The following is a 24,742-nucleotide window of genomic DNA, read 5'->3' on the forward strand; positions in this document are numbered from 1 at the left end:
CCAATCGGCTCTCGTGTCCACTCAATCGGTTCTGAATCCAGGCAATCGGTTCGCTCCAGATTCGCGCTCAAACGTCGAGATTGGCGACGCTCAGTGCATTCTCCTGGATGAATTCGCGGCGTGGTTCGACGACGTCGCCCATCAGGCGGGTGAAGATCTCGTCGGCGATGTCGGCTTGTTCGACCTCGACGCGGAGCAGCGAACGGTTTTGCGGGTCGAGCGTGGTTTCCCACAATTGCTCCGCGTTCATTTCGCCCAGGCCCTTGTAGCGCGAGATGGCGAGGCCCTTGCGGCCGGCCGCTAATACCGCGTCGAGCAACTGGCTGGGGCGGGCGACCATCGTCTGTCCCTTCGAGACGATCACGGGCGTGTCATCGTCGGCGGCATCCGCTGCGGCTTCTTCCGCTTCGGCCTGTGCCGTCGCGGCTTTGGTCGAGACCAGCCGCGCGGTCTGCGTGTAGCTTTCGTTCTGCTCTAGCGCGAGGGCGTGCAGCTTGCGTGCCTCGGCCGAGGCCAAGAACGCCGCTTCGATGATGTGGTGATCGGTTACGCCGCGCCAGGCGCGTTCGAAGTGCACGCTGCCATCCTCGGTCAGGCTGACGGTCCATTTCGCTTCGGGATCGGCGGCCATCAGGCCGCGTGTAACTTCACTAACCTCGCGCAAGCGGTCACCGCGCGCGGCATTGGGATCGAGCGCGCCGCCCATGGCCAGCGCCTCGACTATTGTTGGATCGTAGCGGCGGGGGACGTAGCGCATCAGCGTGCGCATGCGGCGGGCATGATCGACCAGCGAGCGCAGATCGGCGCCGGAGCGCGCGCCGCCCGGACCTTCCAACACGGTGGCGGCAACGCCGTTCTCGATCAGATAGTCGTCGAGGGCGTTGTCGTCCTTGAGATAGACCTCCGAGCGGCCGCGGTTCGCTTTGTAGAGCGGCGGCTGGGCGATGTAGAGATAGCCGCCGGTGATGATCTCGGGCATCTGGCGGTAGAAGAAGGTTAGCAGCAGCGTGCGGATATGCGCGCCATCGACGTCTGCGTCGGTCATGATGACGATCTTGTGGTAGCGTAATTTATCGATCTTGAAGTCGTCGCGGCCGATGCCGGTGCCCATCGCCTGGATCAGCGTGCCGATTTCGCGGCTGGAGAGCATGCGATCGAAGCGCGCACGTTCGACGTTGAGGATTTTCCCGCGCAACGGCAGAATGGCTTGATAGTGGCGATCGCGGCCCTGCTTTGCCGAGCCGCCGGCCGAGTCACCCTCGACCAGAAACAGCTCGGACTTGGCGGGGTCGCGTTCCTGGCAATCGGCGAGCTTGCCGGGCAGCGAGGCGATATCCATCACGCCCTTGCGCCGGGTCAGTTCGCGCGCCTTCTTGGCGGCTTCGCGCGCGGCGGCGGCATCGATGATCTTGCCGACGATCGCCTTGCCGTGCGCCGGGTTCTCCTCGAGCCATTCGGCGAGCTTGTCGGCCATCAGGCTTTCGAGCGGCTGGCGCACTTCGGACGAGACGAGCTTGTCCTTGGTCTGGCTGCTGAACTTCGGATCGGGCAGCTTGACCGAGACGATCGCGGTCAGGCCTTCGCGCATGTCGTCGCCGGTGAGCGTGACCTTCTCCTTCTTCAGGAGCCCGGACTTCTCGGCATAATTGTTGAGCGTGCGCGTCATCGCGGCGCGGAACGCGGCCATGTGCGTGCCGCCGTCGCGCTGCGGGATGTTGTTGGTAAAGGCGAGGACGTTCTCGTAATAGGAGTCGTTCCACTCCAGCGCGACGTCGATCGTGACGTCGTCGCGCGTGCCGCTGATCGCCACCGGCTCGGGCATGAGCGGAATCTTGTTGCGATCGAGATATTTCACGAACGCCGCGATACCGCCTTCGTAATAGAGCTCGGTCGTCTTCACTTCCTCATGCCGTTCGTCGTTGAGGAACAGCCGCACACCCGAATTGAGGAAAGCGAGCTCGCGGTAACGATGTTCGAGCTTGTCGAAATCGAACTCGGTGATCTTGAACGTGGCAGGCGACGGGAAGAAGGTGACGCGCGTGCCCTTCTGGCCGATCGCGGCGGGGCCGACGATCTTGAGCGGGGCGACCGCATCGCCGAATGCGAAGCGCATGTAATGCTCCTGGCCGTCGCGCCAGATGGTGAGGTCCAGCCATTCGGACAGTGCGTTGACGACGGAGACGCCGACGCCGTGCAGGCCGCCCGACACCTTGTAGGCGTTATCGTCCGACGTGTTCTCGAACTTACCGCCGGCGTGGAGCTGGGTCATGATGACCTCGGCCGCCGAGACGCCTTCCTCGCTATGGATGCCGGTCGGGATGCCGCGGCCATTGTCGGTGACCGACACGGAGCCGTCGGCGTTGAGCGTGATGTCGATCCGGTCGCAATGCCCGGCCAGCGCCTCGTCGATCGCATTGTCGGATACCTCGAACACCATGTGGTGCAGGCCGGAGCCGTCGTCGGTATCGCCAATATACATGCCGGGGCGCTTGCGCACCGCATCCAGGCCCTTCAGGACCTTGATGGAATCTGCGCCGTAATCGTTGGTGTTGGGGTCTTCAGCCATGCCCAGCATATAGGGTTTGAGGGCTGAAAACGGAAGCGAAATGGTCAGTTTGATGACGGCCGCGCAGCGCCTATGCCGCGCGGCCGTGATCGGTCCGCTTATTGCGGGGCAGTCGTCACCGTCGTGGTGGTCTTTTCGCTGACCGCGGTGCGCGCACGCGCCGGCGCGCGGGTCGTCTTCTTCACGACGCGCTTGGGGGCCGCGCTGCGTGCCGGTGCCGGGGTGGCGGCGGTCTTCACCGTTTCCGTGGTGATCGTCGTCACCGGCGGGGCGGGCGGGGCTGCGACGACGATCGGCGGCGCCGAGCGTGCAGCGGCGGCATCGGCCTGGGCCGAGGCAGCAGCCTGTTCGGCGGCGGCGGCGCGGGCATTGGCGTCGGCGGCAGCGGCCTGTGCATTGGCGGCGTCGGCTGCATTGACGTTCGCCTCTACGTTGCGGTTACGCTCGGAAATGCCGATCGCGGTATCGGCAAGCTGCGATGCGCGGTTGGCCTCGGCGATCGCCTGGTCCTTGCGGCTGCTGGCGACATCCTCTTCGGCCGTGCGCAATGCTGCCTGTGCTTCTGCCTGCAGGCGCGGCACATCGCCCGATGCGCCGAGCTTGTTGGCAGCCTCGACCTTGGCGCGTGCGGCAGCGACGGCTTCGCGCGCGCGATCCATCTTGCCGCGGGCGAGCGCCGGCGTGGCCGAGGTTGCGAGCAGTGCAGAGACGCACAACGCCCGCACGATTGGTCCTAAAGTGCGCATGATCTTACTCCTGGATTTCTGGAACGGCAGCATAACGAACCCTGTGCGACGCTTGTTCCGCGTCGCGCCAGGGAGAAACGGATGACCGTCAGAAGCGGTCGGCGCGCTGGCCGAGCAGGGTCACTTCGACACGCCGGTTCTGCCGCATGCCGGCGGGCGTGGTGTTGCTGGCGACCGGATCGGCCTCGCCATGCCCGACGACCGCAAAGCGGGCGCGCGTCACGCCCATCGTGTCGAACGCGGCGCGGACGCTGGCGGCGCGCCGCTCCGACAGATCCTGGTTATGGGCGTCGGTGCCGCGCGCGTCGGTATAGCCGTCGATCGCCACGCGCACGCCGGGCTCGGCCCGCAGATAATTGGCCAGCGGGCGCAATTTATCGATCGCGCCGGGGCGCAGCACGTCGCTGTCGGTCTTGAACAGCACGTCTTCCTGCAGGTTCAGCGTCGCGCCGCGCGAGGTCTGGCGGAAACCATAGTTGCGCATCGCGCCACGATCCCAGGTGGTCGTCTCGACGATGGTCGTGCCACCACCGCGGATGCCGTCACGACGATCCCAATCGAAGCGATCGCGGCGGGGGCCGGCGACATCGGCAAAGGCGCGGTTGGCGGCCTGTGCCTCGCGCGGGGAAATGCGGCCATCGCGATTGTCGTCGAAATTGCGCATCACGAAGGCACGACCGCGATTGGTGGCGCGCAGCTCGCGGTAGAGGGTGGGGACGCCGGCCCCGACCAGGCGATATTCGCGGTCGCCCTGGCGCCCGCCGTCATAATCCCAGCGCGACTGCGCCGAGGCGGTTCCGGCGACGCTCGTGGCGGTGGCCGCCAGCAACGTGGCGAGCAGGATGGCATTGCGTTTCATGATCGTATCTCCTCAAGGCCCCCGCCCGATGGCGGCGAGGTGCCACCAGACGCTTGAACGCCCGGTGAGTTGCGCCGACAGCTGAGGTTCAGGCCGCCTGCCGGGAGCTGAGGTTCAGGCAGGCGGCCGGCCTAGGGTCAGGCGGAACGCATCATCGCCGATCGCGGCGAACAGGCTCTCCTCGGTGCCGGTCATCCACACCTGGCCCTTGCCGGCCAGCCGCGCGAACAAGGCCGCGCGGCGCACCGGATCGAGATGCGCGGCAACCTCGTCGAGCAGCAGGATCGGCGCGCGGCCGGTGCGCTGCGCGACGAGATCGGCATGGGCGAGCACGATGCCGAGCAGCAATGCCTTTTGTTCGCCCGTCGAGCAGAGCGCCGCCGCCTGGCCCTTGCCGAGATGGGTGACCGCCAGATCGGTGCGATGCGGGCCGACCAGCGTGCGACCGGCCGCGGCATCGCGGCGTCGGCCGCCCGCGAGATCGGCGGCCAGCGTGTCGCCGCCGCCGTGCCACCCGTCGAGCGCCAGCCCGGCGCGGGCAAACGGGCCTTCCGGCTGGTCCGCCATGGCATCGGCGAGCGTCGCCACGGTGTCGCGCCGCGCGGCATCGATCGCGGCGCCATGTTCCGCCATCTGCGCTTCCAGCGCGGTCAGCCAGTCGGGATCGGGCGGCGTCTCCTCGGCCAGCAAGCGGTTGCGCGCGCGCATCGCCGCCTCGTAGCGGTTGCTGTGCACGGCATGGCCGGGGCTGAGCGCGAGCGTCAGCCGATCGAGGAAGCGGCGGCGTTCGCTGGCCGGTTCGGCGAACAGGCGATCCATTGCCGGGGTGAGCCACAGGATGGTGAGCCATTCGGCGAGGCCGGTGGCGGCAACGGGCGCGCCCTGGATGCGGACGATGCGCCGTTCGGGCGCCGAGGGGAGGGTGCCGGTGGCGAACTCGACCAACTCCGCACCCGCTTGTGGGATCGGCGGTCCATCGATCGCGTCGGGTATGTTCGACAGGCCCTCCCCCGACCCCTCCCGCGAGCGGGAGGGGATAAGAGAGGCTGCGACGCCAAAACCACCAGGCCCGCCTTGCCGCGCCATCTCGCCAAGCGCCGCGCGCCGCAACCCGCGCCCCGGCGCGAGCAGCGACACCGCCTCCAGTACATTGGTCTTGCCCGCGCCATTCTCGCCGGTCAGCACGACGAAGCCCGGCCCCGGCGCGATCACCGTGTCGGCATGGTTGCGGAAATCGGTCAGGACGAGGCGCGCGAGCATGAACGCGCCCCTTTAGCGGCGGATCGTCGCGCCGTCGCGTGGTGTTACGCGGGGGAGCCCGTACGCCGGACTGGCATTGTGCCGGCACCGTGATGCCTCGAGCGGCTCGTGTTCAGATCACGCTGCGCCGCTGCGGATCGAGATAGTCGAAGGCGGCTTGTTCGAATGCCTCCTCTAAAGCCTCCACGCCATGCGCCTTTTTGTAGGCTATTTCGGCGAACGTGACCGGAACAAGCCAATAGATTTTGATCTCGCGGCTCTCCACGGTCAGCGTCTCCAGCATGGGGCCATCCAGATAGGGCAGCGAGATCAGCCCGTAGCTGCAATCGGACTCTGCGATCCACGGGCGCCCGTAATTGACCGAATGGCCGACATCGAGCGTGGCGCCGGTGCGATGGAAATGGGCGGTGACGACAAGCAACTCGACCAGTTCATCCGCCCGCCACGGACTGAACAGGTGCAGTTCGATGGGATTCTCGTCGGCAGGCGAGGACATGCACCGCGTGGCATAGGTCCACATCGTCCGCTCGCCATGCGGCGCAAAGCGCAGCACCGTGAACCCGTCCGGCAGATCACGGGCCGGGCCGGCGGTGAAGTCGCATGGTTCGGGCGTGCCGTGCCAGGCGTTCCGATAGTGATCCTTGATGCTGGCCTGCCATGTCATGAGCGTTCAACCGATGGGAGAGGAGCCTTGTCGGGCCGCGTGATCGACCGATCCATTGCGGTGCGCACCGTGTTCAAGCGGTCGAGCAGCGTCATGATCCGGTCTCGTCCGGCTTCAGGTTGGCGATGAAGGTGGCGAAGTCATCGGCCAGATGGGTCATGTTGGGGAAATCCGCGACGCGCGCGCCGCCATCCTCGGGCTCGTCCTCATGATCCCAGAAAAACACCTGCCCATACGTGGCGGGCTCCAGGCTGATCAGGAACTTGTTGCCGCCCGGGTCGTCCGCGATCGGCAGAGACTGGACCGGGATGCGGTCCATGCCGCGCAGCATGCGATACTGCTCGACGATATCGTAGCTCGGGTCGATCGTCGTGAACATGTAGTTGAGCACCGTTTCATCGCCCAACTGCGGCAGATCGACCGTGTTGATCCGGAACGTGCCGCCATTGCTCTGACGAAGATATTCGACATAGCTTTCGGGTAGTGGTGCCTCGATCAGCGCTTCGAGTTTCGCGACGTCCGCGTCCGATATCGGGGCCGCGTGCGTATCAAGCAGGCTGAGATAATCCATCGAGGTCCTCCGTGGGCGCCGGCGGCCCGCTGCGAGCAATATGCGCCGATCACGCCTTGAGCTGTGCGTCGAATATCAGGCCGACATCGGCATCCGCTAAGGCCGGCAATTGGGAGCAGGCGGTCGGGGCCGACCGATACGCCCCGATATCGTCGTTCTTGACGATGAACATCTTGTACGCGTCGTACGCATTGGCCTGCGCGAGGACGAACGAGTAGAAGGTAGCGGCCAGGGCGATAATGCCTGGGGGGTCGTCCGTCGGGTCGAGCAGACCAACGCCCTGCGGCGACACAAAGATGCTTCCGGCACCATAATCGCCGATGAAGAGGATGTCATCGCTCGCCTCGAACCGCTGGCGGATAGCGCGATCGTAATGCGCGATTTGTTCGGCCGGGGTAGTGCCGGCGGCCGGCGCGAAACGGAACGCGCCAATCTCCTTGCCGCGCAGGTCGACGGTCGAAAGCACCGCTGCAGCGTCCGCTGGCAGCGGCTCAGAAAAGCGGTCACGGGACAATTCTATCACGATCGATTCGGCGAGTTCTGCATACAGGTCCGGATCGGCGGCCTCGAGCGGCGCAAGCCAGCTGGCGGAAAGTGCCGGCAATTCTCCAAGCGTCTCGATCATGGTCCGTGCCATATGGGTTGTTGTCGCCAGTGTCTGTTCGTCGCTACCGATACATGACGATGACGCGCTCGTCTTTGCGCGACAGAGCGATGCGTCATGGTTCGGTTTGGTCCGGCTTCAGGTTGGCGATGAAGGTGGCGAAATCATCGGCGACGAACGTCATGTTGGGAAAATCGGCCAGGCGCGTGCCGCCATTTTCGGGCTCTCGTTCGTGATCCCAAAAGAAGATCTGGCCATGCGTGTCCGGTTCGACGCTGACGATGAACACATTGCCCGCCGGATCGTCTGCGATCGGCAGGGCTTGTACCGGAATGCGGTCCATGCCGCGCAGCATCTCGTAATCATCGAAGATATTGTAGCTCCGCGCCGTCGTCGAATACATGTAGCTGAGGACCGTGTCGTCGCCCGGAATGGTCACGATGTTGTCGCGGAAATGCCCGCCATTGCTCTGGCTCAGGAACGACCAATAGCTTTCCGGCACGGCCGCTGCGACCATCGCCTCTAGCCTGGCGCGGTCGCCGTCGGGCGCCGGCTCGGCGCGTGTTGCGAGCAGGGGAAGATAGTTCATCATGGTCCTCATGGCTATGTACCGCTTGTCGCCAGCGTGAGCGTCGTTTTTCGTGGCACTGTAGCGGAATGCGGCTGTTGCTGGCCCTCAGCGGAACTCGCCGTCGCGGTATATCGGGGGGCCAAGGTCGGCCGGGTCGATCGGATCGGATTTGAAGATCTTTGCGGCGCCCTCGGCCGACGTCAGCAATGTATCAACATCGGTCGCCAACCACTCGGCGTCCTCATCGAGAAACAAGGATCCCGCCTCCAGCAGGTACAGGCCTGGCCCGCGCAGCCCATCACCATAGACCAGGATCTCGCCGCCGCCATTGTCGCCAAACGGCATGGCGCCTGGGATCATCGCCGAAACACCGTATGCCGCATCCATCGCCAGCACTTCCTCCGGTCCCCACAGCCGCAGCTCGCCACGACCGTTCCACAGCAACGTCACCGCCGTCGCTTCCTCGACCGCGGATCGATATCCGGCGGGCAATGCCGGGTAGCGCTCGGTCACGCGCTGCACATCTTCCGGCCGCGCGGGCGGACCGTATTGGAAGATGCGAAAGGATGGATGGAGCAGCATCGACGTATTCCATCCGGCTAAAGATCTGCCCGCGTGCGCAGGAAGCTCAAGTATTTAGGGTCCTCGTCGGCGAAGATATGGTCGCCCTCGGCCATATAGGCGCGCATCAATTCGTCGGCGGCGGCGTCGTTCTCGCCCTGGTCCAACAATATTTCACCGCGGCGCAGGTGCAGGAAGGGATTGCCGATCGCCCCAGGGCACGTCATCGCATAGTCGATCGCCTTGCGTGCCGATGTCAGATACCCGCCCTTGAACGAGGCGTCGGCGATCGCCGCCAAAATCCATGTCGAGGCTTCCCACTCGTTCTTGGGTTCGGCCACCAATTCCCATGCCATGTTGTAAGCGGCGATCGCGGCGGTCGCATCGTTGCGCTCGAGCAATATGTCTCCCTTGGAGCAATGCTGCTGGATCTCGTGAAGAATCCTCTCCGTTAATTCCATGGCCGTAGTTTCCTGGTTGTACGGCGCCGGCAATTGTTCGAGCGTCTGTTATTGTCCATCCCATCTGATCGCCACGGGGGATGGGCTTGCGTCACCCGGAGCTTACTGTGCCGGTGCGCATGGCGCGTTTAGCTCGGGCTCGGCGCTGAATGTTCGATCTCGTATTGGATCACGTGCAAGGCATGGGCAAAGGCCGCCTCGTCATTGCCCAATTCCTTCGCTGCCATGAGGCCGAGATCAGGATCCCGCGGGACTTCGGCCAAGCTCCCGCCCCCCGCCAGAACCGCATCGATCAGACGGACTTTGTCCAGCGTCGTCCGGTAAATGGCATCGAATGGGTACGTCTCCAGTCCCCGAGCCGCGTGCTCACGCGCAAGATCCAGCGCTTGGGTAAAACTGAGATCGCTGGTCATGGTGCAAATGCTCCCTTGTCAGTGACAAAATACTGCGTTCCGCCACCTTCGGCGCGATAAGTGGTTCCCGGGACCGACCAAGTGTCGTCGACAGATGCAGCGGTGGATCGCAGTACCTGGACATCGCGTGTCGTCGTGTAGGTCAGCGGCGTCTTATTGACTACGGCGCCGGTGGTGCGCGAGACGCCTTCCGGCGAAATGCCAAGCTTCGAAGCCGGCGTGCCCGGCGGCGCGTAATAGTTGCCCTGCCGGCCACCGGGCACCTGATACTGGGTTACTGGAGTGTCCTTCGGGATCGTCGCGACGCTCACCGGCCGGTCCAAGTTGATCCCCTTTATGTGGCCAGGAATGTCTTTCTGTGCAAATCCTTGGTCCTCGTAGAAGCGTTGTGCGACCGCTGCACGTTGGCCGCGCACGGCGCCGACACCCGCCCTGCCGCCGAGCATGCCACCAACCAGTCCCCCGCCGACCTCGAGCGCGCGGGTATTCGCCTCCGACAGGCCCAGCGCTTCCCCCAAAGCACGACCGCCGATCGCCAGGCCGATGCTGCCGATTGTCGATGCCGCTCCGATCGCCAACGTCGCCGCCACGCCCGCCGTCGCGACGGCAAACGGCAAGGCGGCGACCGCGCCGGCGATGCCGAGCACCTTCAGCGTCGTGACTGCCCAGGCCGGCACTTCGGGCTGGATCGCGACGCGGGGATCCTGCGCGCTGGCACCACCGATGAACACGTTGGGGGAGACTTGCGGCACGGATTGCGCGCTGCAGCCGATCTTCTCGGTCTGCCGCCCGGCCATGCCGAAATTGATGAACACGGTGGAGGAGCCGGTGGCGAGCGGGATCGGGCTGCCGCCATCCTTGCTGCACGACGCTGTCGATCCCGCGGTGAAGGTCGCCGGGCGGCCATTGATGAACACGTTGGGCGAGCCGGTGACGAACTTGCCGCACGCCGGCCCCATTGATGCTTCGCCGATATACATGCCGCCCAGGCCGCCGGCGGAGACCATGCCCGCTGCCGCCCCCGCCGCTGCGACCAGCGCGAGCCCGCCAGTGGCGATCGTCGCGCCGATCAGCACCGCGCCCACCGCTGCGCCGACGAGCACGCCGCGCAGCATGCCGATGCCGGCGTTACTGTGCGCGATATCGTCGCCGACGCGGGCCGCGGGCTGCATCGTCATCGATGGGGTCCGGGCGTCATGGGTCGATCAATGCTGCAGGTCTCGCGCAGGCGCGATGACTAGGTCGGCGAGCCCTCGGTCGAACGCCGCTTCGTGTGCGGCGTAATCGTCCAGCGCAGCAGTCGCCGTGAAGGTCACTACCACGCCAGAACCGGCAGAGATGAAGAATACGCGCTGGCGCAGCGTGCCCGCGCCGGACATCCAGGTGAACAGGATCTGGAACGCGTCGCGATCCTGTACGCGGCCCGGCCCCTCCGTCTCGCGGTGGAACTGCGGCAGGGTGGTGCGGAACCCGTCGATCTGGCGATTGCAATATTCGCGGAAGGTTTCCTGGCCGCCCAGCGCATCGCGTGCGATCAGCATGTTCGCCGCTATCGCCTGGCCCGGCTGTGCTGGCGCCGAATAGATGATCATGGTCTTGTCGATCCAGCCATCCGGGCGGCGGCCGGAGACCGTGATGTCTGGAACAGTGGCCAAGATCGACTCCCACTCGTGCATCGGACGACTTGATCGGAGCGCATTCGCACCGCGATCTTCCGGCGGAACTATACTGCCCCGCTCTGGCGCATCATAGCCGACCGATCCACGATTGCCAGCCATGGTCGACCAACGATCCACGTGCCGGCGCCGGCCGGGTGACGCGTGCTGCAATCAGCTGAACAGCAGCGACACCCTGACCGTGATCCGTTCGCTAGGCGCTCCGATAATCGCCCTTACACCCGCATCGGCATCAGGACGTACAGCGCCGAACTCTTGTCGTTCTCGCGGATCAGCGTCGGGGCGGCGGCGTCGGCGAGGTGGACCTCGATCGTGTCGCCGTCCAGCTGCCCCAAAATGTCGAGGAGATAGCGGCTGTTGAAGCCGATCTCGAACCCGTTGGCGACATATTCGCCGGGCACTTCTTCTGCCGCCGTGCCGTTTTCGGGCGAGGTGACCGACAGGGTGATCTTGTCGCGGTCCAGCGCCATCTTCACCGCGCGCGTCTTTTCAGTCGCGATGGTCGACACGCGGTCGACGCCTTCCTCGAAGCTGCGCGGATCGATCTTGAGGATCTTGTCGTTGCCGGTCGGGATGACGCGGCTGTAATCCGGGAACGTGCCGTCGATCAGCTTGGAGGTGAGCAATGCCTGGCCGAGATCGAAGCGGATCTTGGTCGGCGAGAGCGTGACGCCGACCGATCCGTCGATCTCGTCGAGCAGCTTGCGCAGCTCGGCGATGCATTTGCGCGGGATGATCACGTCGGGCATCTTTTCGGCGCCGTCCGGCCGCGGCATCGTCACGCGGGCGAGGCGGTGGCCGTCGGTCGCGGCGGCCTTCAGGACGGGCAGCGGATCGTCCGAGACGTGCAGGAAGATGCCGTTCAGATAATAACGCGTCTCTTCGGTCGAGATGGCGAAGCGCGTCTTGTCGATGATCTGCTTGAGCGTCTCGGCCGGCAGTTCGAACGACACCGGCAATTCGCCCTCGGCGATCACCGGGAAGTCGTCGCGCGGCAGCGTGCCGAGCTGGAAGCGCGCGCGGCCGGCCATGATCGTCAGCTTGCCGTCCGCTGCGGCCAGGCTGACCTGGCTGCCTTCGGGCAGCTTGCGCGCGATGTCGAACAGGGTGTGTGCCGACACGGTGGTGGCACCCGGCTGGTCGACCGCGGCCGCGATCGTCTCGTTGATCTGCAGATCGAGATCGGTCGCCATCAGCTTCAGCCCGCCTTCGGCCGTCGCCTCGATCAGCACGTTGCTGAGGATGGGAATGGTATTGCGCCGCTCAACCACCGACTGGACGTGGCTCAGCCCCTTCAGCAGGGTTGCGCGTTCGATCGTCGCCTTCATGAAAATTCCCCCGGGCCGGCCGCCCAATGTCGAGCCTGCCGCCAAATCTATAACCCGCCAGCCGTGTAGAGTCGGGGGTGTTGACCGTCTCCTAACCTTAACGAAAAAAAGGGCCGGAGCAAGCGCTCCAGCCCTTCCTTGCTGTCCGAATATACGCGCCGGCGGACCGGCGCCGGTTCGGTTTAGAAGCGGAAGCCTACGCCCGCCAGGACCTGGTGACGGTCCAGATCGATGTCGACATCCGCGCCATCGATGTTGCTGTAGTTCGAGTAGCGATACTCGCCCTTCACATAGGCGTTGGTGCCGAGCTTGTACTCGATGCCGGCGCCGACGCGGTAACCCTCGGCATCCTCATGGTCGCGCACGCTTGTGGCGCCGAGCGTGTAGTGCGAGTTGATGCGTGCGTTGGTGTAACCAGCCTTGGCGTAGATCATCGCGACCGGCGAGATCGCATAGCCGAGACGGGCGCCGGCATACAGATCGCGGCCTGCGCTGATGCGGAAGGTGTCGCCTGCTGCGACGAGGCCGCGGTCGGTGCCCTTGGTGGTGGCGTCGGTGATTTCGCCTTCGACACCCAGGATCACGCCGCCGACCTGCGCGTCATAGCCGAGCACGCCGCCGTACACGAAGCCGTCACGGCCATTCTCGCCGCCGATATGATCGTACCCGGCAACGGCTTCGACACGGGGGCCGGTGAACGGCGCGGCTTCGACGGGCACGTCCTGCGCGAACGCCGGTGCGGCAATGCCGAGTGCCAGCAGGCTGGCGGCGGTGAGAGCAAACTTACGCATTGTGTAACTCCATTGGTCAACCCCGCCATGTTCTCGGCCGGGGATCGCTAAATAGGTGGGCGGACAAGGCGTTGCATGAACCCCAGATAAATAGGGAAAAACGTTGCTTTTGCGCCACACGGGGTTGATTGGCGGGGCATGGCTTCCAAGGCAGTATCGCTCCCCTCGGCACGGTGCGGGCGGGATTTCATCGCGCGGCACGGGGAGACCGTGTTCAACGCCGCAAAAAGGTTGCAGGGGGATGCGCCGCACACACCATTGACGCGCGCGGGCTTTGCCCAGGCCGACGAAATGGGCCGGGCGCTGCGCATCGAACTGGGGGCAAGACCGGCATTGACCCTGTGGGCATCGCCGACCGGCCGGGCATTGCAGACGCTGAGCGTGATCGCCGAGCATCTCGAACTCGACTGGCATGATGCGCACACCGATCCGCGCTTGGTCGAGATCGGCATGGGCGGCTGGGGCGGGCGTTATTATGCCGATGTCGTCGCCGAGGCGGGGCCGGTGATCGATCCCGCCAGCGGCCTGCTGCGATGCGCGCCGGACGGCGAGCACTATCCGGCGATCGCCGCGCGCGTGTCGGGCTGGTTGCGCGATACCGCGAGCGACGCGGGCGACCGGCTGGTGATCATGCACGGCATCTCCAGCCGCGTCATGCGCGGGGTGATGACCGGCGCGGCCAGCGTGCCCGGCTTCGACGCGCCGGCGCTGCCCGGGTTGCCGCAAGGATCGGTGACGGTGATCGAAGGCGGGCGCGAGCGTGTGGTCCATCGCGGCACCGGGCACGCCCCGGCATGATCCGCCTGCTGCTGCCGGCCGCCTTGCTCGCCGCGCCGGCCGTGGCGGAACCTTCGTCGAAGACGTCGCTCGGCGTGTTCGACCGCTGGGGCGCGTTCGCCGATGCGGCGCCCAGGCGCTGCTATGCCATTGCCCAGCCGGTGCGTGCTGCCGGTGCCGCGCGCTGGCGCCCGTTCGCCAGCATCGCCACCTGGCCGGGGCAGGGGGCGCGCAACCAGCTCAACATCCGCCTGAGCCGTGAACGCGATTCGCGGGCGCGGGTGACGCTGTCGGTCGGCGAGCGCCGCTTCGCTTTGGTCGCCGGCAGCATCGACGCCTGGTCGCCGGACCGGCGGACCGATGCCGCGGTGGTCGCGGCGATCCGCTCGGGCCGCAGCATGAGCGTCGAATCGCTCAGCAAAGCAGGCGTGCCGTTCGCCGACGTCTATACGCTGCGCGGTGCGGCGACGGCGATCGACGCGGCGTCCCTGGGGTGCATACGCTGAACTGGAAAAGCCACGCGTTTTCGACTACATGGTTCCCATGCCCAACACCGCGACGACCCTGATGCCCATCCCGGGGCATATCGATCCCGTGCCCGTCCCGCGCGAATTGAAGCCCCGTGCCGATGGCCGCATCGACCTGCTCGGCCTGACCAAGCTCGATCTGCGCATGGCGCTGGAGACGTCGCAGCTGGAGCCCAAGCAGGCAAAATTGCGCGCCAAGCAATTGTGGCACTGGATCTACAATCGCGGCGTGACCGATTTCTCGCTGATGAGCGACATCAGCAAGACGATGCAGCCGTGGCTCGAGCAGCGCTTCGTGATCAGCCGGCCGGACGTGGTGGAGGCGCAGGTCTCGACCGACGGCACGCGCAAGTGGTTGCTGCGGTCGGACGACGCGCAGGATTACGAGATGGTGTTCATCCCCGATGCCGATCGCGGCACCTTGTGCGTGTCGAGCCAGGTCGGCTGCACGCTCAACTGCACCTTCTGCCATACCGGCACGATGCGGCTGGTGCGCAACCTGACGCCCGGCGAGATCGTCGGGCAGGTGATGCTGGCACGCGACGCGCTGGGCGAATGGCCGAGCCAGCCCGAAGGCCGCATGCTGACCAACATCGTGATGATGGGCATGGGCGAGCCGCTGTACAATTTCGACAATGTCCGCGACGCGCTGAAGATCGTAATGGACGGTGACGGCCTTGGCCTGTCGCGTCGGCGGATCACGCTCAGCACGTCGGGTGTCGTGCCGATGATGGCGCGCGCGGGGGAGGAGATTGCGGTCAACCTTGCCGTATCGCTGCACGGCGTCACCAAGGAAGTGCGCGACGAGCTGGTGCCGATCAACCGCAAGTACGGCATCGAGCAATTGCTGCAGGCGTGCGCCGATTATCCCGGCGCGAATAATGCGCGGCGCATCACGTTCGAATATGTGATGCTGCGCGACAAGAATGACAGCGATGCCGAGGCGCACGAGCTGGTCCGCTTGCTGAAGCATTACGACCTGCCGGCCAAGGTCAATCTGATCCCGTTCAACCCCTGGCCGGGCGCGCCGTACGACTGCTCGACGCCGGAGCGGATCAAGTCGTTCAGCAACATCATCTTCGATGCGGGTATTTCGGCGCCGGTGCGTACGCCGCGCGGGCGCGATATCGATGCGGCATGCGGGCAGTTGAAGACCGCCAGCGAAAAGCAGAGCCGCGCTGATCGAGATCGGCAAACCGAAGAAAAACTGGCGGCCATCGGCTAGCGATTTCAATCGGCTCGCTTTCTTCAGAGCGCAGCTTTTCTAAAACGGCCGTTCGTCTTGAGCTTGTCGAAGGGCGTGGTCCGGAGCACGTGCTTCGACAAGCTCAGCACGAACGGGGTTTTGTGGCCGATATCTCGATAGCTTCGTTCGCAGTGATCGCTGCCGCCGGCGTTGTCGGCGGCGCGATGAATGCGCTTGCCGGTGGCGGCACCTTCGCCACGCTGCCGGCGCTGATCGCGCTCGGTTTGCCCGCCGATACCGCCAATGCGACCTCCAATGTCGCGTTGCTGCCGGGCGCGGCGACGAGCGCCTGGGGGTTCCGGTGCGAGCTGGCGCCCGTTGGCGGCATCGACGTGCGGGTGCTCGGCGGCATCACGTTCCTCGGCGGGCTGGCGGGCAGCGGGCTGCTGGTCGTCACGCCGACGCATGCCTTCGACATGATCATCCCCTGGCTGCTGCTGTTCGCCTTCGTGGTGATCGCGTTCGGGCGCCACGCCGCCGACTGGTTGCACGGGCGCGTGACGATCGGGCGGCGCAGCCTGATCTCGGCACAGGTGTTGCTCGGCATCTATGGCGGCTATTTCGGCGGCGGCGTCGGGCTGATGACTACCGCCGTGTACGGCCTGCTGGCGGGCGTATCCCCCCGCGCGCTGTTCGCGCCGCGCACGCTGATGCTGGCGCTCGCCAATGCCGCCGCGGCGATCGTGTTCGTGTGGGCGGGGCTGATCGATTGGGCGGCGTGCCTGCCGATGCTGGTGGGATCGGTGCTCGGCGGCTGGCTGGGGACGCGGATCGGGAGGCGGTTGCCGGCAGGGGCGGTCAGGGCGTGGACCTTGCTCGTGACCGGGGCGACGACGGCGGTGTTCTTTTGGCGGGCGTATTTCTGATCGCAGCGGGACCATCCCTGCACCGTTACGCCGGACTCGTTGCCGGGTCCGCCGTGCCGCATCCTCCCAGGCCGCTCAACGTGTGGAGCAGTGGACCCCGGAACAAGTCCGGGGTGACGGTGAGGAAAATCGGAGCGGGATGTCTAACAAGGCTGCGGCCGACAACCCTATCCCGGCCGACCCATCTTGAACAACTCGCCGACCTCGAAATAATCGGCCGGCCCGCCGCCGCGCGAGATCGGGTTGGCGCGGGCGGTTTGGTAGATGCCGTCCTCGATCAGTGCGGGATCGATGTGGATGCCGACTGCTTCGCCAAGCACCAGCCATTGGTCGAGTTCGCGGCCTTCTTTCGTCTCCAGCCGAATGAGTTGCGTTAGCTTGCATTCGAACGCCACTGGGCTGGCCGCGACGCGGGGCGGCGCGACCAGGCGGGAGGGCGCGGCGTCGATCCCGGCATGGTCGAATTCGTCGGCCTTGAGGTCGGTGGCGCTGGCGTTCATCGCCTCGGCAAGCGGACGGGTGACCAGGTTCCAGACGAACTCGCCGGTCGCCGCGACGTTGGCCACGCTGTCCTTCCACCCCATCGACGAAAAGCCGATCAGCGGCGGACGATAGTTGAATAGGTTGAAGAACGAATAGGGCGCCAGGTTACGCACACCCGCCGCGTTCAGCGTGCTGATCCAGCCGATCGGCCGCGGCGCGACGATGGCGTTGAGCGGATCGTGCGCCAAACCGTGGCCGTTCACCGGCTCGTAGAAATGATGATCGGACATGGACCAGATAGCCTTCAAACGACGATTGCTGTTCTAGAACGCCGCGGAACGCGATAAGCACCGGATATGGTCGAGCAATCCCCCATCGCTGCGCCCGCCGCACCCGGAACGACGATCTACCGGCATGCGCTGGTCACGCGGCTATGGCATTGGGTGACGGCGATCACGATGTTCATCATGATCGGCAGCGGCATCGGCATCCTGAAGGCGCATCCGCATCTGTATTGGGGCCGCTACGGCGCGAATTTCGACACGCCGTGGCTGTCGCTCGACTGGATGCCGCCCTGGGTGGGTACCATGCTCAATGTCCTGACCATTCCCGCCAGCTACAATCTGGCGCTATCGCGGCGCTGGCACCTGTTCTTTGCCCTGGTGTTCGCCTTCGCCCTGCTTGCCTTCATGATCGTCAGCCTGATCAACCGGCATTTCCAGCGGAAGTTGCGCGTACGGGCCGGGGAGCTTGCCCCGCGCAATATTAGCCACGACTTTCGCGAGCATCTGGCGTTTCGCTTCCACGATCCGGCCGACCCGCAGGCCTATAACATCTTCCAGAAGCTGTCTTATGTCGTCGTCATCTTCGTGGCGTTCCCGCTGATGATCTTCACCGGGCTTGCCATGTCGCCGGGCATGGATGCCGCCTGGCCGTGGCTGCTCGAGGTGTTCGGCGGCCGGCAATCGGCGCGCTCGGTTCACTTCATCGCCGCCACGTTCCTGGTGCTGTTCATCGTCGTGCATCTGACGCTCGTCATCCTCGCCGGGCCGTGGAACGAGCTGCGCTCGATGATCACCGGGCGCTGGCGGGTGCCCGACGGTAGCCTGGGGGAGCGCGGCCTGTGACGTTGATCACCAGGCGCGGATTGATCGGCGGCGCGGCGGCATCGGCCGGATTGCTGCTGTCGGGGTGCGATCGGCTGGCGGAAAACCAGCAATTCCGGCAGATCCTGTTCTCGGGGGAGAAAATGAACCAGGGGCTGCAGCGCGCACTGACCAACCGTGATGCGCTGGCGCCCGAATTCCGCCCCGACCAGATGTCGCCGCGTTTTCGCACCAACGGCACCGCCAACCCCAATACGCCTGAATATGCCGCGCACGCCGCGGCGCGTTTCGCCGATTGGCGGCTGGTCGTGCAGGGGCTCGTCACCCGCCCGCGGGCGTTGTCGATGGCGGACATCCGACAACTGCCCGCGCGCACCCAGATCACGCGGCACGATTGCGTCGAAGGGTGGAGCGCGATCGGCAAGTGGGGCGGCCCGCGCCTGTCGACGATCCTGGACGCCGCGGGGCTGAGCGACCGGGCGCACTACATCGTCTTCACCTGCGCCGATCTGTACGGCGGCGCCAACTATTACGAATCGATCGACCTGGTCGATGCGCGCCATCCGCAGACCATCCTGGCCTGGATGATGAACGACCGCCTGCTCGATATCGGGCACGGCGCGCCGCTCAGGCTCCGAGTCGAGCGGCAATTGGGCTACAAGCATGCCAAATACGTGCAGCGTATCGATGCGGTCGCCAGCCTGGACGGGATCGGCCTGGGCAAGGGCGGCTATTGGGAGGACAATGTCGATTACGATTGGTATGCCGGCATCTGAGCCGGTATTGGGCTGCGCATGGCACTGATCGACCTGTTCCTCGCCCGCCGCGTCTTGCGCGGTCAGCTCACCGTCCACCACGCCGATGGCAAGACCAGCCGCTTAGGCACCGCAGACCCCGCCTTCCGCGATGTGACGATCCGCTTCACCGACAAGGGGGCGGCGAACTTCATCGTGCGCAATCCCGGGCTCGGCGCGGCCGAGGCCTATATGGACGGCCGCCTGATCATCGAACAGGGCGACATCCGCGACCTCGTCAACCTGCTGTCGGGCAACGGCCCATGGGAAGCGGGCAAGCGCGGGCTGAAGCCGACCCGCGGTCGGCTTGCCGTGCAAGCGGTCACGCACCGCCTGGGGCGGATCAACATGGCGCGCCAATCGAAGAAGAATGTCGCGCACCATTACGACCTCAGCGACCGGCTATACGACCTCTTCCTCGACGCCGACCGGCAATATAGCTGCGCTTATTATACGGATACTGCCAACAGCCTGGAACAGGCGCAGGCCGACAAGAAGGCGCACATCGCCGCCAAGCTGGCGATCGCGCCGGGGATGCGCGTGCTCGATATCGGCTGCGGCTGGGGCGGCATGGCGCTGTATCTGCACGCCAAGACCGGCGCCGAGGTGCTGGGCGTTACCTTGTCGGAGGAGCAGTTGAAGGTCGCGCGCCGGCGGGCGCAGGAGGCAGGCGTTGCCGACAAGGTCAAGTTCGAGCTGATCGACTATCGCTCGCTGACCGGCACGTTCGACCGCATCGTCTCGGTCGGCATGTTCGAACATGTCGGCCCGGCACATTATGGCGCCTTCTTCCGCAAGTGCCGCGACCTGCTGACGCCAGACGGCGTGATGCTGATTCACACGATCGGCCGCATGGGCAAGCCCGGCGTCACCGACGATTTCACCGCCAAGTACATCTTCCCCGGCGGCTACAACCCGGCGCTATCGGAGATCGTGCGCGGGTATGAAGGGTTGCGGCTGTTCCCGACCGATATCGAGGTGCTGCGGCTGCACTACGCCTATACGCTGGATGCCTGGTACGATCGCACGGTGGCGGCCAAGGAGCAGATCGTCGCTTTGTACGACGAACGCTTCTACCGCATGTGGACCTTCTACCTGGCGGGCGCGGGCCAGGCGTTCCGCCACGGCGGCCTGGTCAATTACCAGCTGCAATTCTCGCGCAGCCGCACCGCCTTGCCGATCACGCGCGATTACATGGTCGAGGGTGAGCGCATGCTTGCTCAAGGCGCCCCCGCCGCATAGGACGCGCGCGAGTTCAGTATCGCCGGAGCCGTTGCATGACAGACCAGATCAACCGTGTCGTTCTCGCCTATTCGGGTGGCCTCGACACCTCCGTGATCCTGAAATGGCTGCAGCAGACCTATCAGTGCGAGGTGGTGACCTTCACCGCCGATCTGGGGCAGGGCGAGGAACTGGAGCCCGCGCGCAAGAAGGCGCAGGACGCCGGCGTGAAGCCCGAGCACATCTTCATCGACGATTTGCGCGAGGAGTTCGTCAGCGACTACGTCTTCCCGATGATGCGCGCTAACGCGATGTACGAGGGGCTGTACCTGCTCGGCACCTCGATCGCGCGGCCGTTGATCGCCAAGCGCCAGATCGAGATCGCGCGCATGCTGAACGCCGATGCGGTGAGCCATGGCGCGACCGGCAAGGGCAACGACCAGGTCCGCTTCGAGCTCGGCTATTATGCGCTGGCACCCGACATCAAGGTGATCGCGCCGTGGCGCGAATGGGATCTGACCAGCCGGACGCGCCTGATCGAATTCGCCGAACAGCATCAGATCCCGGTCAGCAAGGACAAGCGCGGCGAGGCGCCGTTCTCGACCGACGCCAACATCCTGCATACCTCCTCCGAAGGGCTGGTGCTGGAAAATCCGTGGGACGAGGTGCCGGACTATGTCTATTCGCGCACCAACAACCCCGAAGACGCGCCCGATACGCCCGAATATATCACGGTCGATTTCGAGCGTGGCGACGGTGTGGCGATCAACGGCGAGGGGATGAGCCCGGCGACGCTCCTGGCCAAGCTCAACGATTATGGCCGCACGCACGGCATCGGCCGGCTCGACCTGGTCGAGAACCGCTTCGTCGGCATGAAATCGCGCGGGATGTATGAGACGCCCGGCGGCACGATATACAATCTCGCGCATCGCGGGATCGAGCAATTGACGCTCGACCGGGGGGGCGCGCACCTCAAGGACGAGCTTGCGCCGCGTTACGCCGAACTGATCTATAACGGCTTCTGGTTCTCGCCCGAGCGCGAGATGCTGCAGGCGGCGATCGACCACAGCCAGGAAAAGGTCGCGGGCACGGTGCGGCTGAAGCTGTACAAGGGCAGTGTCTCGGTGGTCGGGCGCAAGTCGCCGAATTCGTTGTACTCGGAAAAGGTCGTGACGTTCGAGGACGACCAGGGAGCCTATGACCAGCGCGATGCGGCAGGATTCATTAAGCTGCAGGCGCTGCGGCTCAGGTTGTTGGGGCGGCGGGACCGCGATTGATCTACCATTCGTTAACCATGGCTTAGCCTTTGATCGCCACATACGGTCCTTGAGAAACCATTTCCCAAGGGCCTGAACATGCATCCCGACCAAGCCGTCGACGTGGCGATCATCGGTGCAGGGCCCGCTGGGCTGACCGCCGCCTATCAGCTCACCAAGCTCGGCTACTCCGTGACGGTGATCGAAAAGGACCCGATCTATGTCGGCGGCATCAGCCGCACCGTGGAGCATGAAGGCTTTCGTTTCGACATTGGCGGGCACCGCTTCTTCTCAAAGTCGAAGGAAGTGGTCGATCTGTGGAACGAGCTGCTGCCCGACGATTTCATCGAGCGGCCGCGAATGAGCCGCATCTACTACGAGGGCAAGTTCTACAGCTACCCACTCCGCGCTTTCGAGGCGTTGATGAACCTAGGGCTGTGGCGGTCGACCTTGTGCATGGCGAGCTATGCCAAAGCCAAGGCGTTCCCCCACAAGAACCCCAGGAGCTTCGAACAATGGGTGGTCAACCAGTTCGGACACAAGCTGTATTCGATCTTCTTCAAGACCTATACCGAGAAGGTGTGGGGCATGCCGTGCGACGAGATGTCGGCCGATTGGGCGGCGCAGCGCATCAAGGGGCTGAGCCTCGGCGGCGCAGTGCTCGACGGACTGAAGCGGTCGCTTGGTCTTCACAAGCGCCGTAACGACGGCATGGCGGTTAAGTCGCTGCTGGAGACATTCCGCTATCCGCGGCAGGGCCCGGGCATGATGTGGGACGCGGCGCGAGACCGTGTGGTCGAGGCCGGGAACCGCGTGCAAATGGCAACATCGCTCCATCAGCTCAGCCATGACGATGTCACCGGCCGGTGGCGCGTGGCCGTGAAGCACGAGGACGAGATTGCGATCATCAAGGCCAAGCACGTTATCTCGTCGGCGCCGATGCGTGAACTGGCCGGGCGGATCCACCCGCTGCCCAAGTCGCTGCCCAACGCGCTCGATCTTGGCTATCGCGACTTCCTCACTGTCGCGTTGATGATCCGCTCGGACGATCTGTTCCCCGACAATTGGATCTATGTTCACGATCCGCGCGTAAAGGTCGGTCGCGTGCAAAATTTCCGCAGCTGGTCGCCCGAAATGGTGCCCGATGCGGCACTTGCCTGTGTCGGCCTCGAATATTTCTGCTTTGAAGGCGACGGTATATGGTCGTCGAGCGATGCCGATTTGATCGCACTGGCGACGCAGGAGCTCGCCACGCTTGGCCTGTGCGATCCAGCCACGGTGGTCGGCGGGCGAGTCGTCCGGCAGGAAAAAGCCTACCCGGTTTATGACGACGCCTATCGCGCCAATGTCGATGCGATGCGTGACGAGCTGGAGACGCGGTACCCGACGCTGCATCTGGTCGGCCGCAACGGCATGCACCGCTACAACAACCAGGATCACGCGATGATGACGGCGATGCTCACCGTTCGCAACATCGTTGCAGGCGAGAAGCTCTACGACATCTGGGATGTCAATGAAGACGCCGAATACCATGAAGCAGGTAGCGAGGGTGAGCAGGCCGCCCTCGGCAGCCTGCGTGCGGTGCCGAACCGCCTAGCGGCATGAGCCATGACCGGCTTTGGCCGGCGGTTCTCGGCGCCTGGGCGGTCGCCGCAATCGTGCTCCTGGCAGCGTCGTTCCAGGCGCTGCACCTATTGTGGTTTCCCGACCCCGACGACGCGATGCGTCTGGTCGAGGTGCGCGACTGGCTCGCGGGACAAAGCTGGTGGGATGTCGGCCAGCATCGCCTGAACGGTGGCGACTTCGCAATGCATTGGTCACGGTTAGTAGACCTGCCGCTCGCAGCGGTCATCGTGCCGCTCGATCCGTTGGTCGGGACGGCTTTGGCCACGCGTGTAGCGTTGGCGGTCGTGCCGTTGCTAACGCTGCTTTGCGTGATGGCACTAGCGGCCGAGATGACCCGGCGCCTTCTGGATGCAGAGCGAGCGCGCTGGGCGGTTCTGCTTGCGCCACTCAGCGTCCCGCTCGTCTACCAGCTGCGACCGCTGCGGATCGATCACCACGGTTGGCAGATCGTGTTGGCGATGGCAGCGACCATGCTCCTGCTCGGACCTCCGAGCCTCAGACGTGGTGCATTGAGCGGTCTCGCTCTGGGCCTTCTCCTCACCATCTCGCTTGAGGGATTGCCGATTACCGTCGCCATCGTGGGGACGGCTGCCCTGGCCTGGGCGATCGACCCCACGCGCCGCGCCTACCTTGTAGCATCGTCCTGTTCTCTGCTCGCGACCATTGTCGTTCTTCAAGCGGCGACCCGCGGTCCGGCGATGTTCGACACAGTCTGCGACGCGGTGTCGCCTAGTTGGCTGGCTGTTCTCTGTGCTGCCGCATTGGGTCTGTCGGCAGCGAGCTTTCTTCGGCCGGCAGCACTTTCGGTACGTCTTGCGCTCCTTGGCGCGGTCGGGCTGGGCTGTGGTACGATCGCTGTGCTGCTGGCGCCGCAATGCTTGGCTGGGCCGTTCTCGACGCTCGACGAGTTGGTGTACCGTCTGTGGTACGAAAATGTCTCGGAGGGGCTGCCTGTTTGGCGGCAAGTTCCTTCTTGGGCAATCATGTCGATTGGCATGCCGATTGTCGGCCTGGTCGGGTCGTTGCTTGCGTTGCGCGCCGCGACAGGGCCGACGCGGGGCCGCTGGGCCATGCTGCTAGGGGTAGCGGGGGTGGCGTTCGTGCTTTCGGTGTTCGTGATGCGGGCAAGCGGTACGGCCAACGCCCTCGCCTTGCCGGGCACGGCGTGGGTGCTGCACGCCTTGTTGAGCCGCGCCCGGGCCATCCCGGCGCTCTTGCCACGCATCTTGGCAACTGCCGGCGCGCTGCTTGTCGCGTCGCCGGGCCTCGTCGGAGGAGCGATGCTTGCCGGAATGCCCCGATCGGCGGCGCCCCGGCCAGGGCCAGGCGATCTCGCAAGACCGTCTTGTGGGCATAGCAGCGACGTGTCGGCGCTGGCGACGCTGCCTCAATCCACCGTGTTCGCGCCGATCGATATTACGCCGCAATTGCTGGCCGTCACTCGGCACCGGGCGATTGGCGCCGGCTATCATCGTAATGATGCTGCCCTTCATCGCGTGCTGGCGACTTTCATCGGCAATGCCAACGATGCGCACCATGAGATACTGCGGAGCCGAGCTGAATACGTGGTGGGTTGTCCCGGTCTTTTCGAAACAGAGCTGTATAAGAATGATGCGCCCAATGGGTTCTGGGCGCGACTGGAGCGTGGCGAGCGTTTCGATTGGCTGACACCCGTCACCCTGGACGGATCGCCCTTGCTGGTGTGGCGTGTCGGCGATCCGTCGCGCAAGCCCTTGTCGCGGATGCCTGCGCGGCCCTAAGGGTGCGCT

Annotated in this window: 26 protein-coding genes; 10 read left to right on the forward strand and 16 right to left on the reverse strand. The window is 65.0% G+C overall.

From position 1 onward, the window contains the following. Nucleotides 1-67: 67 nt before the first annotated feature. The 15 genes from gyrB to NV382_RS15455 form a co-directional block, all read right to left on the reverse strand. Nucleotides 68-2,566 carry a DNA topoisomerase (ATP-hydrolyzing) subunit B gene (gene gyrB / locus NV382_RS15385; RefSeq protein ID WP_260597589.1) on the reverse strand — a complete coding sequence of 833 codons (2,499 nt, stop codon included), beginning with the start codon at nucleotides 2,564-2,566 and terminating at the stop codon, nucleotides 68-70. 98 nt (nucleotides 2,567-2,664) lie between these two features. Beyond that, nucleotides 2,665-3,312, reverse strand: coding sequence for a hypothetical protein (locus NV382_RS15390; protein ID WP_260597590.1), 648 nt, complete (start codon nucleotides 3,310-3,312; stop codon nucleotides 2,665-2,667). 88 nt (nucleotides 3,313-3,400) lie between these two features. Continuing rightward, nucleotides 3,401-4,171, reverse strand: coding sequence for an OmpA family protein (locus NV382_RS15395; protein ID WP_260597591.1), 771 nt, complete (start codon nucleotides 4,169-4,171; stop codon nucleotides 3,401-3,403). 114 nt (nucleotides 4,172-4,285) lie between these two features. Continuing rightward, nucleotides 4,286-5,431, reverse strand: a complete 1,146-nt coding sequence (locus NV382_RS15400) for a DNA replication/repair protein RecF (protein ID WP_260597592.1) — start codon at nucleotides 5,429-5,431, stop codon at nucleotides 4,286-4,288. Between the two features lie 112 nt (nucleotides 5,432-5,543). Next, a complete protein-coding gene (locus NV382_RS15405; protein ID WP_260597593.1) occupies nucleotides 5,544-6,095 on the reverse strand; it encodes a suppressor of fused domain protein in 552 nt (183 codons plus the stop codon). Nucleotides 6,096-6,186: 91 nt separating this feature from the next. Next, nucleotides 6,187-6,666 carry an SMI1/KNR4 family protein gene (locus tag NV382_RS15410; RefSeq protein WP_260597594.1) on the reverse strand — a complete coding sequence of 160 codons (480 nt, stop codon included), beginning with the start codon at nucleotides 6,664-6,666 and terminating at the stop codon, nucleotides 6,187-6,189. A gap of 49 nt (nucleotides 6,667-6,715) precedes the next feature. Beyond that, nucleotides 6,716-7,291: a hypothetical protein gene (locus NV382_RS15415; protein WP_260597595.1), complete on the reverse strand. Its 576-nt coding sequence runs from the start codon at nucleotides 7,289-7,291 to the stop codon at nucleotides 6,716-6,718. 94 nt (nucleotides 7,292-7,385) lie between these two features. Next, nucleotides 7,386-7,859, reverse strand: coding sequence for an SMI1/KNR4 family protein (locus NV382_RS15420; protein ID WP_260597596.1), 474 nt, complete (start codon nucleotides 7,857-7,859; stop codon nucleotides 7,386-7,388). Nucleotides 7,860-7,946: 87 nt separating this feature from the next. Next, the gene (locus NV382_RS15425) at nucleotides 7,947-8,423 is read right to left on the reverse strand and encodes a hypothetical protein (protein ID WP_260597597.1); all 477 of its coding nucleotides are present in this window, start codon (nucleotides 8,421-8,423) and stop codon (nucleotides 7,947-7,949) included. Nucleotides 8,424-8,440: 17 nt separating this feature from the next. After that, the gene (locus NV382_RS15430) at nucleotides 8,441-8,863 is read right to left on the reverse strand and encodes a hypothetical protein (RefSeq protein WP_260597598.1); all 423 of its coding nucleotides are present in this window, start codon (nucleotides 8,861-8,863) and stop codon (nucleotides 8,441-8,443) included. Nucleotides 8,864-8,991: 128 nt separating this feature from the next. Further along, entirely contained in the window at nucleotides 8,992-9,276 is a 285-nt protein-coding gene (locus tag NV382_RS15435) for a hypothetical protein (protein ID WP_260597599.1), read from the reverse strand. Further along, on the reverse strand, nucleotides 9,273-10,454 hold the full coding sequence (locus NV382_RS15440) for a polymorphic toxin type 46 domain-containing protein (protein ID WP_260597600.1): 1,182 nt from the start codon (nucleotides 10,452-10,454) through the stop codon (nucleotides 9,273-9,275). The genes NV382_RS15435 and NV382_RS15440 overlap by 4 nt, the downstream gene beginning before the upstream one ends. A 27-nt stretch (nucleotides 10,455-10,481) precedes the next feature. Then, complete coding sequence (locus NV382_RS15445) at nucleotides 10,482-10,931, reverse strand: DUF1795 domain-containing protein (protein ID WP_260597601.1); 450 nt, start codon at nucleotides 10,929-10,931, stop codon at nucleotides 10,482-10,484. Between the two features lie 236 nt (nucleotides 10,932-11,167). After that, nucleotides 11,168-12,280: a DNA polymerase III subunit beta gene (gene dnaN, locus NV382_RS15450; protein WP_260597602.1), complete on the reverse strand. Its 1,113-nt coding sequence runs from the start codon at nucleotides 12,278-12,280 to the stop codon at nucleotides 11,168-11,170. A 182-nt stretch (nucleotides 12,281-12,462) separates the two neighbouring features. Further along, on the reverse strand, nucleotides 12,463-13,071 hold the full coding sequence (locus NV382_RS15455; RefSeq protein ID WP_260597603.1) for an outer membrane protein: 609 nt from the start codon (nucleotides 13,069-13,071) through the stop codon (nucleotides 12,463-12,465). Nucleotides 13,072-13,209: 138 nt separating this feature from the next. Between NV382_RS15455 and NV382_RS15460 the strand changes: the two genes are divergently transcribed. The 4 genes from NV382_RS15460 to NV382_RS15475 all read left to right on the forward strand — a co-directional run bounded on the left by NV382_RS15460 (nucleotide 13,210) and on the right by NV382_RS15475 (nucleotide 16,487). Then, nucleotides 13,210-13,869 carry a histidine phosphatase family protein gene (locus tag NV382_RS15460; protein ID WP_260597604.1) on the forward strand — a complete coding sequence of 220 codons (660 nt, stop codon included), beginning with the start codon at nucleotides 13,210-13,212 and terminating at the stop codon, nucleotides 13,867-13,869. Continuing rightward, on the forward strand, nucleotides 13,866-14,354 hold the full coding sequence (locus NV382_RS15465; protein ID WP_260597605.1) for a hypothetical protein: 489 nt from the start codon (nucleotides 13,866-13,868) through the stop codon (nucleotides 14,352-14,354). Before NV382_RS15460 ends, NV382_RS15465 begins: the two co-directional genes overlap by 4 nt. Nucleotides 14,355-14,391: 37 nt before the next feature. Next, nucleotides 14,392-15,600 carry a dual-specificity RNA methyltransferase RlmN gene (gene rlmN / locus NV382_RS15470; RefSeq protein WP_260597606.1) on the forward strand — a complete coding sequence of 403 codons (1,209 nt, stop codon included), beginning with the start codon at nucleotides 14,392-14,394 and terminating at the stop codon, nucleotides 15,598-15,600. A 122-nt stretch (nucleotides 15,601-15,722) separates the two neighbouring features. Next, nucleotides 15,723-16,487, forward strand: a complete 765-nt coding sequence (locus NV382_RS15475) for a sulfite exporter TauE/SafE family protein (RefSeq protein ID WP_260597607.1) — start codon at nucleotides 15,723-15,725, stop codon at nucleotides 16,485-16,487. Between the two features lie 167 nt (nucleotides 16,488-16,654). On the opposite strand, the gene NV382_RS15480 is transcribed toward NV382_RS15475, so the two are convergent. Continuing rightward, nucleotides 16,655-17,260 (reverse strand): flavin reductase family protein, encoded by a 606-nt coding sequence (locus NV382_RS15480; RefSeq protein ID WP_260597608.1) that lies wholly within the window; start codon nucleotides 17,258-17,260, stop codon nucleotides 16,655-16,657. 66 nt (nucleotides 17,261-17,326) lie between these two features. Here NV382_RS15480 and NV382_RS15485 point away from each other — a divergent pair, with 66 nt between their 5' ends. From NV382_RS15485 to NV382_RS15510, 6 genes are all read left to right on the forward strand, one after another. After that, complete coding sequence (locus tag NV382_RS15485; protein WP_260597609.1) at nucleotides 17,327-18,097, forward strand: cytochrome b/b6 domain-containing protein; 771 nt, start codon at nucleotides 17,327-17,329, stop codon at nucleotides 18,095-18,097. 2 nt (nucleotides 18,098-18,099) lie between these two features. Next, on the forward strand, nucleotides 18,100-18,852 hold the full coding sequence (locus tag NV382_RS15490) for a molybdopterin-dependent oxidoreductase (RefSeq protein WP_260600442.1): 753 nt from the start codon (nucleotides 18,100-18,102) through the stop codon (nucleotides 18,850-18,852). 18 nt (nucleotides 18,853-18,870) lie between these two features. Further along, nucleotides 18,871-20,112 carry an SAM-dependent methyltransferase gene (locus tag NV382_RS15495; protein WP_260597610.1) on the forward strand — a complete coding sequence of 414 codons (1,242 nt, stop codon included), beginning with the start codon at nucleotides 18,871-18,873 and terminating at the stop codon, nucleotides 20,110-20,112. Between the two features lie 35 nt (nucleotides 20,113-20,147). Beyond that, the gene (locus tag NV382_RS15500) at nucleotides 20,148-21,368 is read left to right on the forward strand and encodes an argininosuccinate synthase (protein WP_260597611.1); all 1,221 of its coding nucleotides are present in this window, start codon (nucleotides 20,148-20,150) and stop codon (nucleotides 21,366-21,368) included. A 78-nt stretch (nucleotides 21,369-21,446) separates the two neighbouring features. After that, a complete protein-coding gene (locus tag NV382_RS15505) occupies nucleotides 21,447-22,952 on the forward strand; it encodes an NAD(P)/FAD-dependent oxidoreductase (protein WP_260597612.1) in 1,506 nt (501 codons plus the stop codon). Beyond that, nucleotides 22,949-24,733, forward strand: coding sequence for a hypothetical protein (locus NV382_RS15510; RefSeq protein WP_260597613.1), 1,785 nt, complete (start codon nucleotides 22,949-22,951; stop codon nucleotides 24,731-24,733). Before NV382_RS15505 ends, NV382_RS15510 begins: the two co-directional genes overlap by 4 nt. The last annotated feature ends 9 nt before the right edge of the window (nucleotides 24,734-24,742 follow it).

The sequence above is a fragment of the Sphingomonas endolithica genome, assembly GCF_025231525.1.
Taxonomy (GTDB): Bacteria; Pseudomonadota; Alphaproteobacteria; order Sphingomonadales; family Sphingomonadaceae; genus Sphingomonas; species Sphingomonas endolithica.

What these genes read in the sequence shown, in the direction of transcription:
- NV382_RS15430 (WP_260597598.1), bottom strand. Translation starts at nt 8,863, where the DNA reads ATGGAATTAACGGAGAGGATTCTTCACGAGATCCAGCAGCATTGCTCC.
- NV382_RS15510 (WP_260597613.1), top strand. Translation starts at nt 22,949, where the DNA reads ATGAGCCATGACCGGCTTTGGCCGGCGGTTCTCGGCGCCTGGGCGGTC.
- dnaN (WP_260597602.1), bottom strand. Translation starts at nt 12,280, where the DNA reads ATGAAGGCGACGATCGAACGCGCAACCCTGCTGAAGGGGCTGAGCCAC.
- NV382_RS15505 (WP_260597612.1), top strand. Translation starts at nt 21,447, where the DNA reads ATGCATCCCGACCAAGCCGTCGACGTGGCGATCATCGGTGCAGGGCCC.
- NV382_RS15500 (WP_260597611.1), top strand. Translation starts at nt 20,148, where the DNA reads ATGACAGACCAGATCAACCGTGTCGTTCTCGCCTATTCGGGTGGCCTC.
- rlmN (WP_260597606.1), top strand. Translation starts at nt 14,392, where the DNA reads ATGCCCAACACCGCGACGACCCTGATGCCCATCCCGGGGCATATCGAT.
- NV382_RS15460 (WP_260597604.1), top strand. Translation starts at nt 13,210, where the DNA reads ATGGCTTCCAAGGCAGTATCGCTCCCCTCGGCACGGTGCGGGCGGGAT.
- NV382_RS15425 (WP_260597597.1), bottom strand. Translation starts at nt 8,423, where the DNA reads ATGCTGCTCCATCCATCCTTTCGCATCTTCCAATACGGTCCGCCCGCG.
- NV382_RS15390 (WP_260597590.1), bottom strand. Translation starts at nt 3,312, where the DNA reads ATGCGCACTTTAGGACCAATCGTGCGGGCGTTGTGCGTCTCTGCACTG.
- gyrB (WP_260597589.1), bottom strand. Translation starts at nt 2,566, where the DNA reads ATGGCTGAAGACCCCAACACCAACGATTACGGCGCAGATTCCATCAAG.
- NV382_RS15485 (WP_260597609.1), top strand. Translation starts at nt 17,327, where the DNA reads ATGGTCGAGCAATCCCCCATCGCTGCGCCCGCCGCACCCGGAACGACG.
- NV382_RS15495 (WP_260597610.1), top strand. Translation starts at nt 18,871, where the DNA reads ATGGCACTGATCGACCTGTTCCTCGCCCGCCGCGTCTTGCGCGGTCAG.
- NV382_RS15410 (WP_260597594.1), bottom strand. Translation starts at nt 6,666, where the DNA reads ATGGATTATCTCAGCCTGCTTGATACGCACGCGGCCCCGATATCGGAC.
- NV382_RS15400 (WP_260597592.1), bottom strand. Translation starts at nt 5,431, where the DNA reads ATGCTCGCGCGCCTCGTCCTGACCGATTTCCGCAACCATGCCGACACG.
- NV382_RS15435 (WP_260597599.1), bottom strand. Translation starts at nt 9,276, where the DNA reads ATGACCAGCGATCTCAGTTTTACCCAAGCGCTGGATCTTGCGCGTGAG.
- NV382_RS15440 (WP_260597600.1), bottom strand. Translation starts at nt 10,454, where the DNA reads ATGACGATGCAGCCCGCGGCCCGCGTCGGCGACGATATCGCGCACAGT.
- NV382_RS15420 (WP_260597596.1), bottom strand. Translation starts at nt 7,859, where the DNA reads ATGAACTATCTTCCCCTGCTCGCAACACGCGCCGAGCCGGCGCCCGAC.
- NV382_RS15465 (WP_260597605.1), top strand. Translation starts at nt 13,866, where the DNA reads ATGATCCGCCTGCTGCTGCCGGCCGCCTTGCTCGCCGCGCCGGCCGTG.
- NV382_RS15415 (WP_260597595.1), bottom strand. Translation starts at nt 7,291, where the DNA reads ATGATCGAGACGCTTGGAGAATTGCCGGCACTTTCCGCCAGCTGGCTT.
- NV382_RS15405 (WP_260597593.1), bottom strand. Translation starts at nt 6,095, where the DNA reads ATGACATGGCAGGCCAGCATCAAGGATCACTATCGGAACGCCTGGCAC.
- NV382_RS15455 (WP_260597603.1), bottom strand. Translation starts at nt 13,071, where the DNA reads ATGCGTAAGTTTGCTCTCACCGCCGCCAGCCTGCTGGCACTCGGCATT.
- NV382_RS15395 (WP_260597591.1), bottom strand. Translation starts at nt 4,171, where the DNA reads ATGAAACGCAATGCCATCCTGCTCGCCACGTTGCTGGCGGCCACCGCC.
- NV382_RS15480 (WP_260597608.1), bottom strand. Translation starts at nt 17,260, where the DNA reads ATGTCCGATCATCATTTCTACGAGCCGGTGAACGGCCACGGTTTGGCG.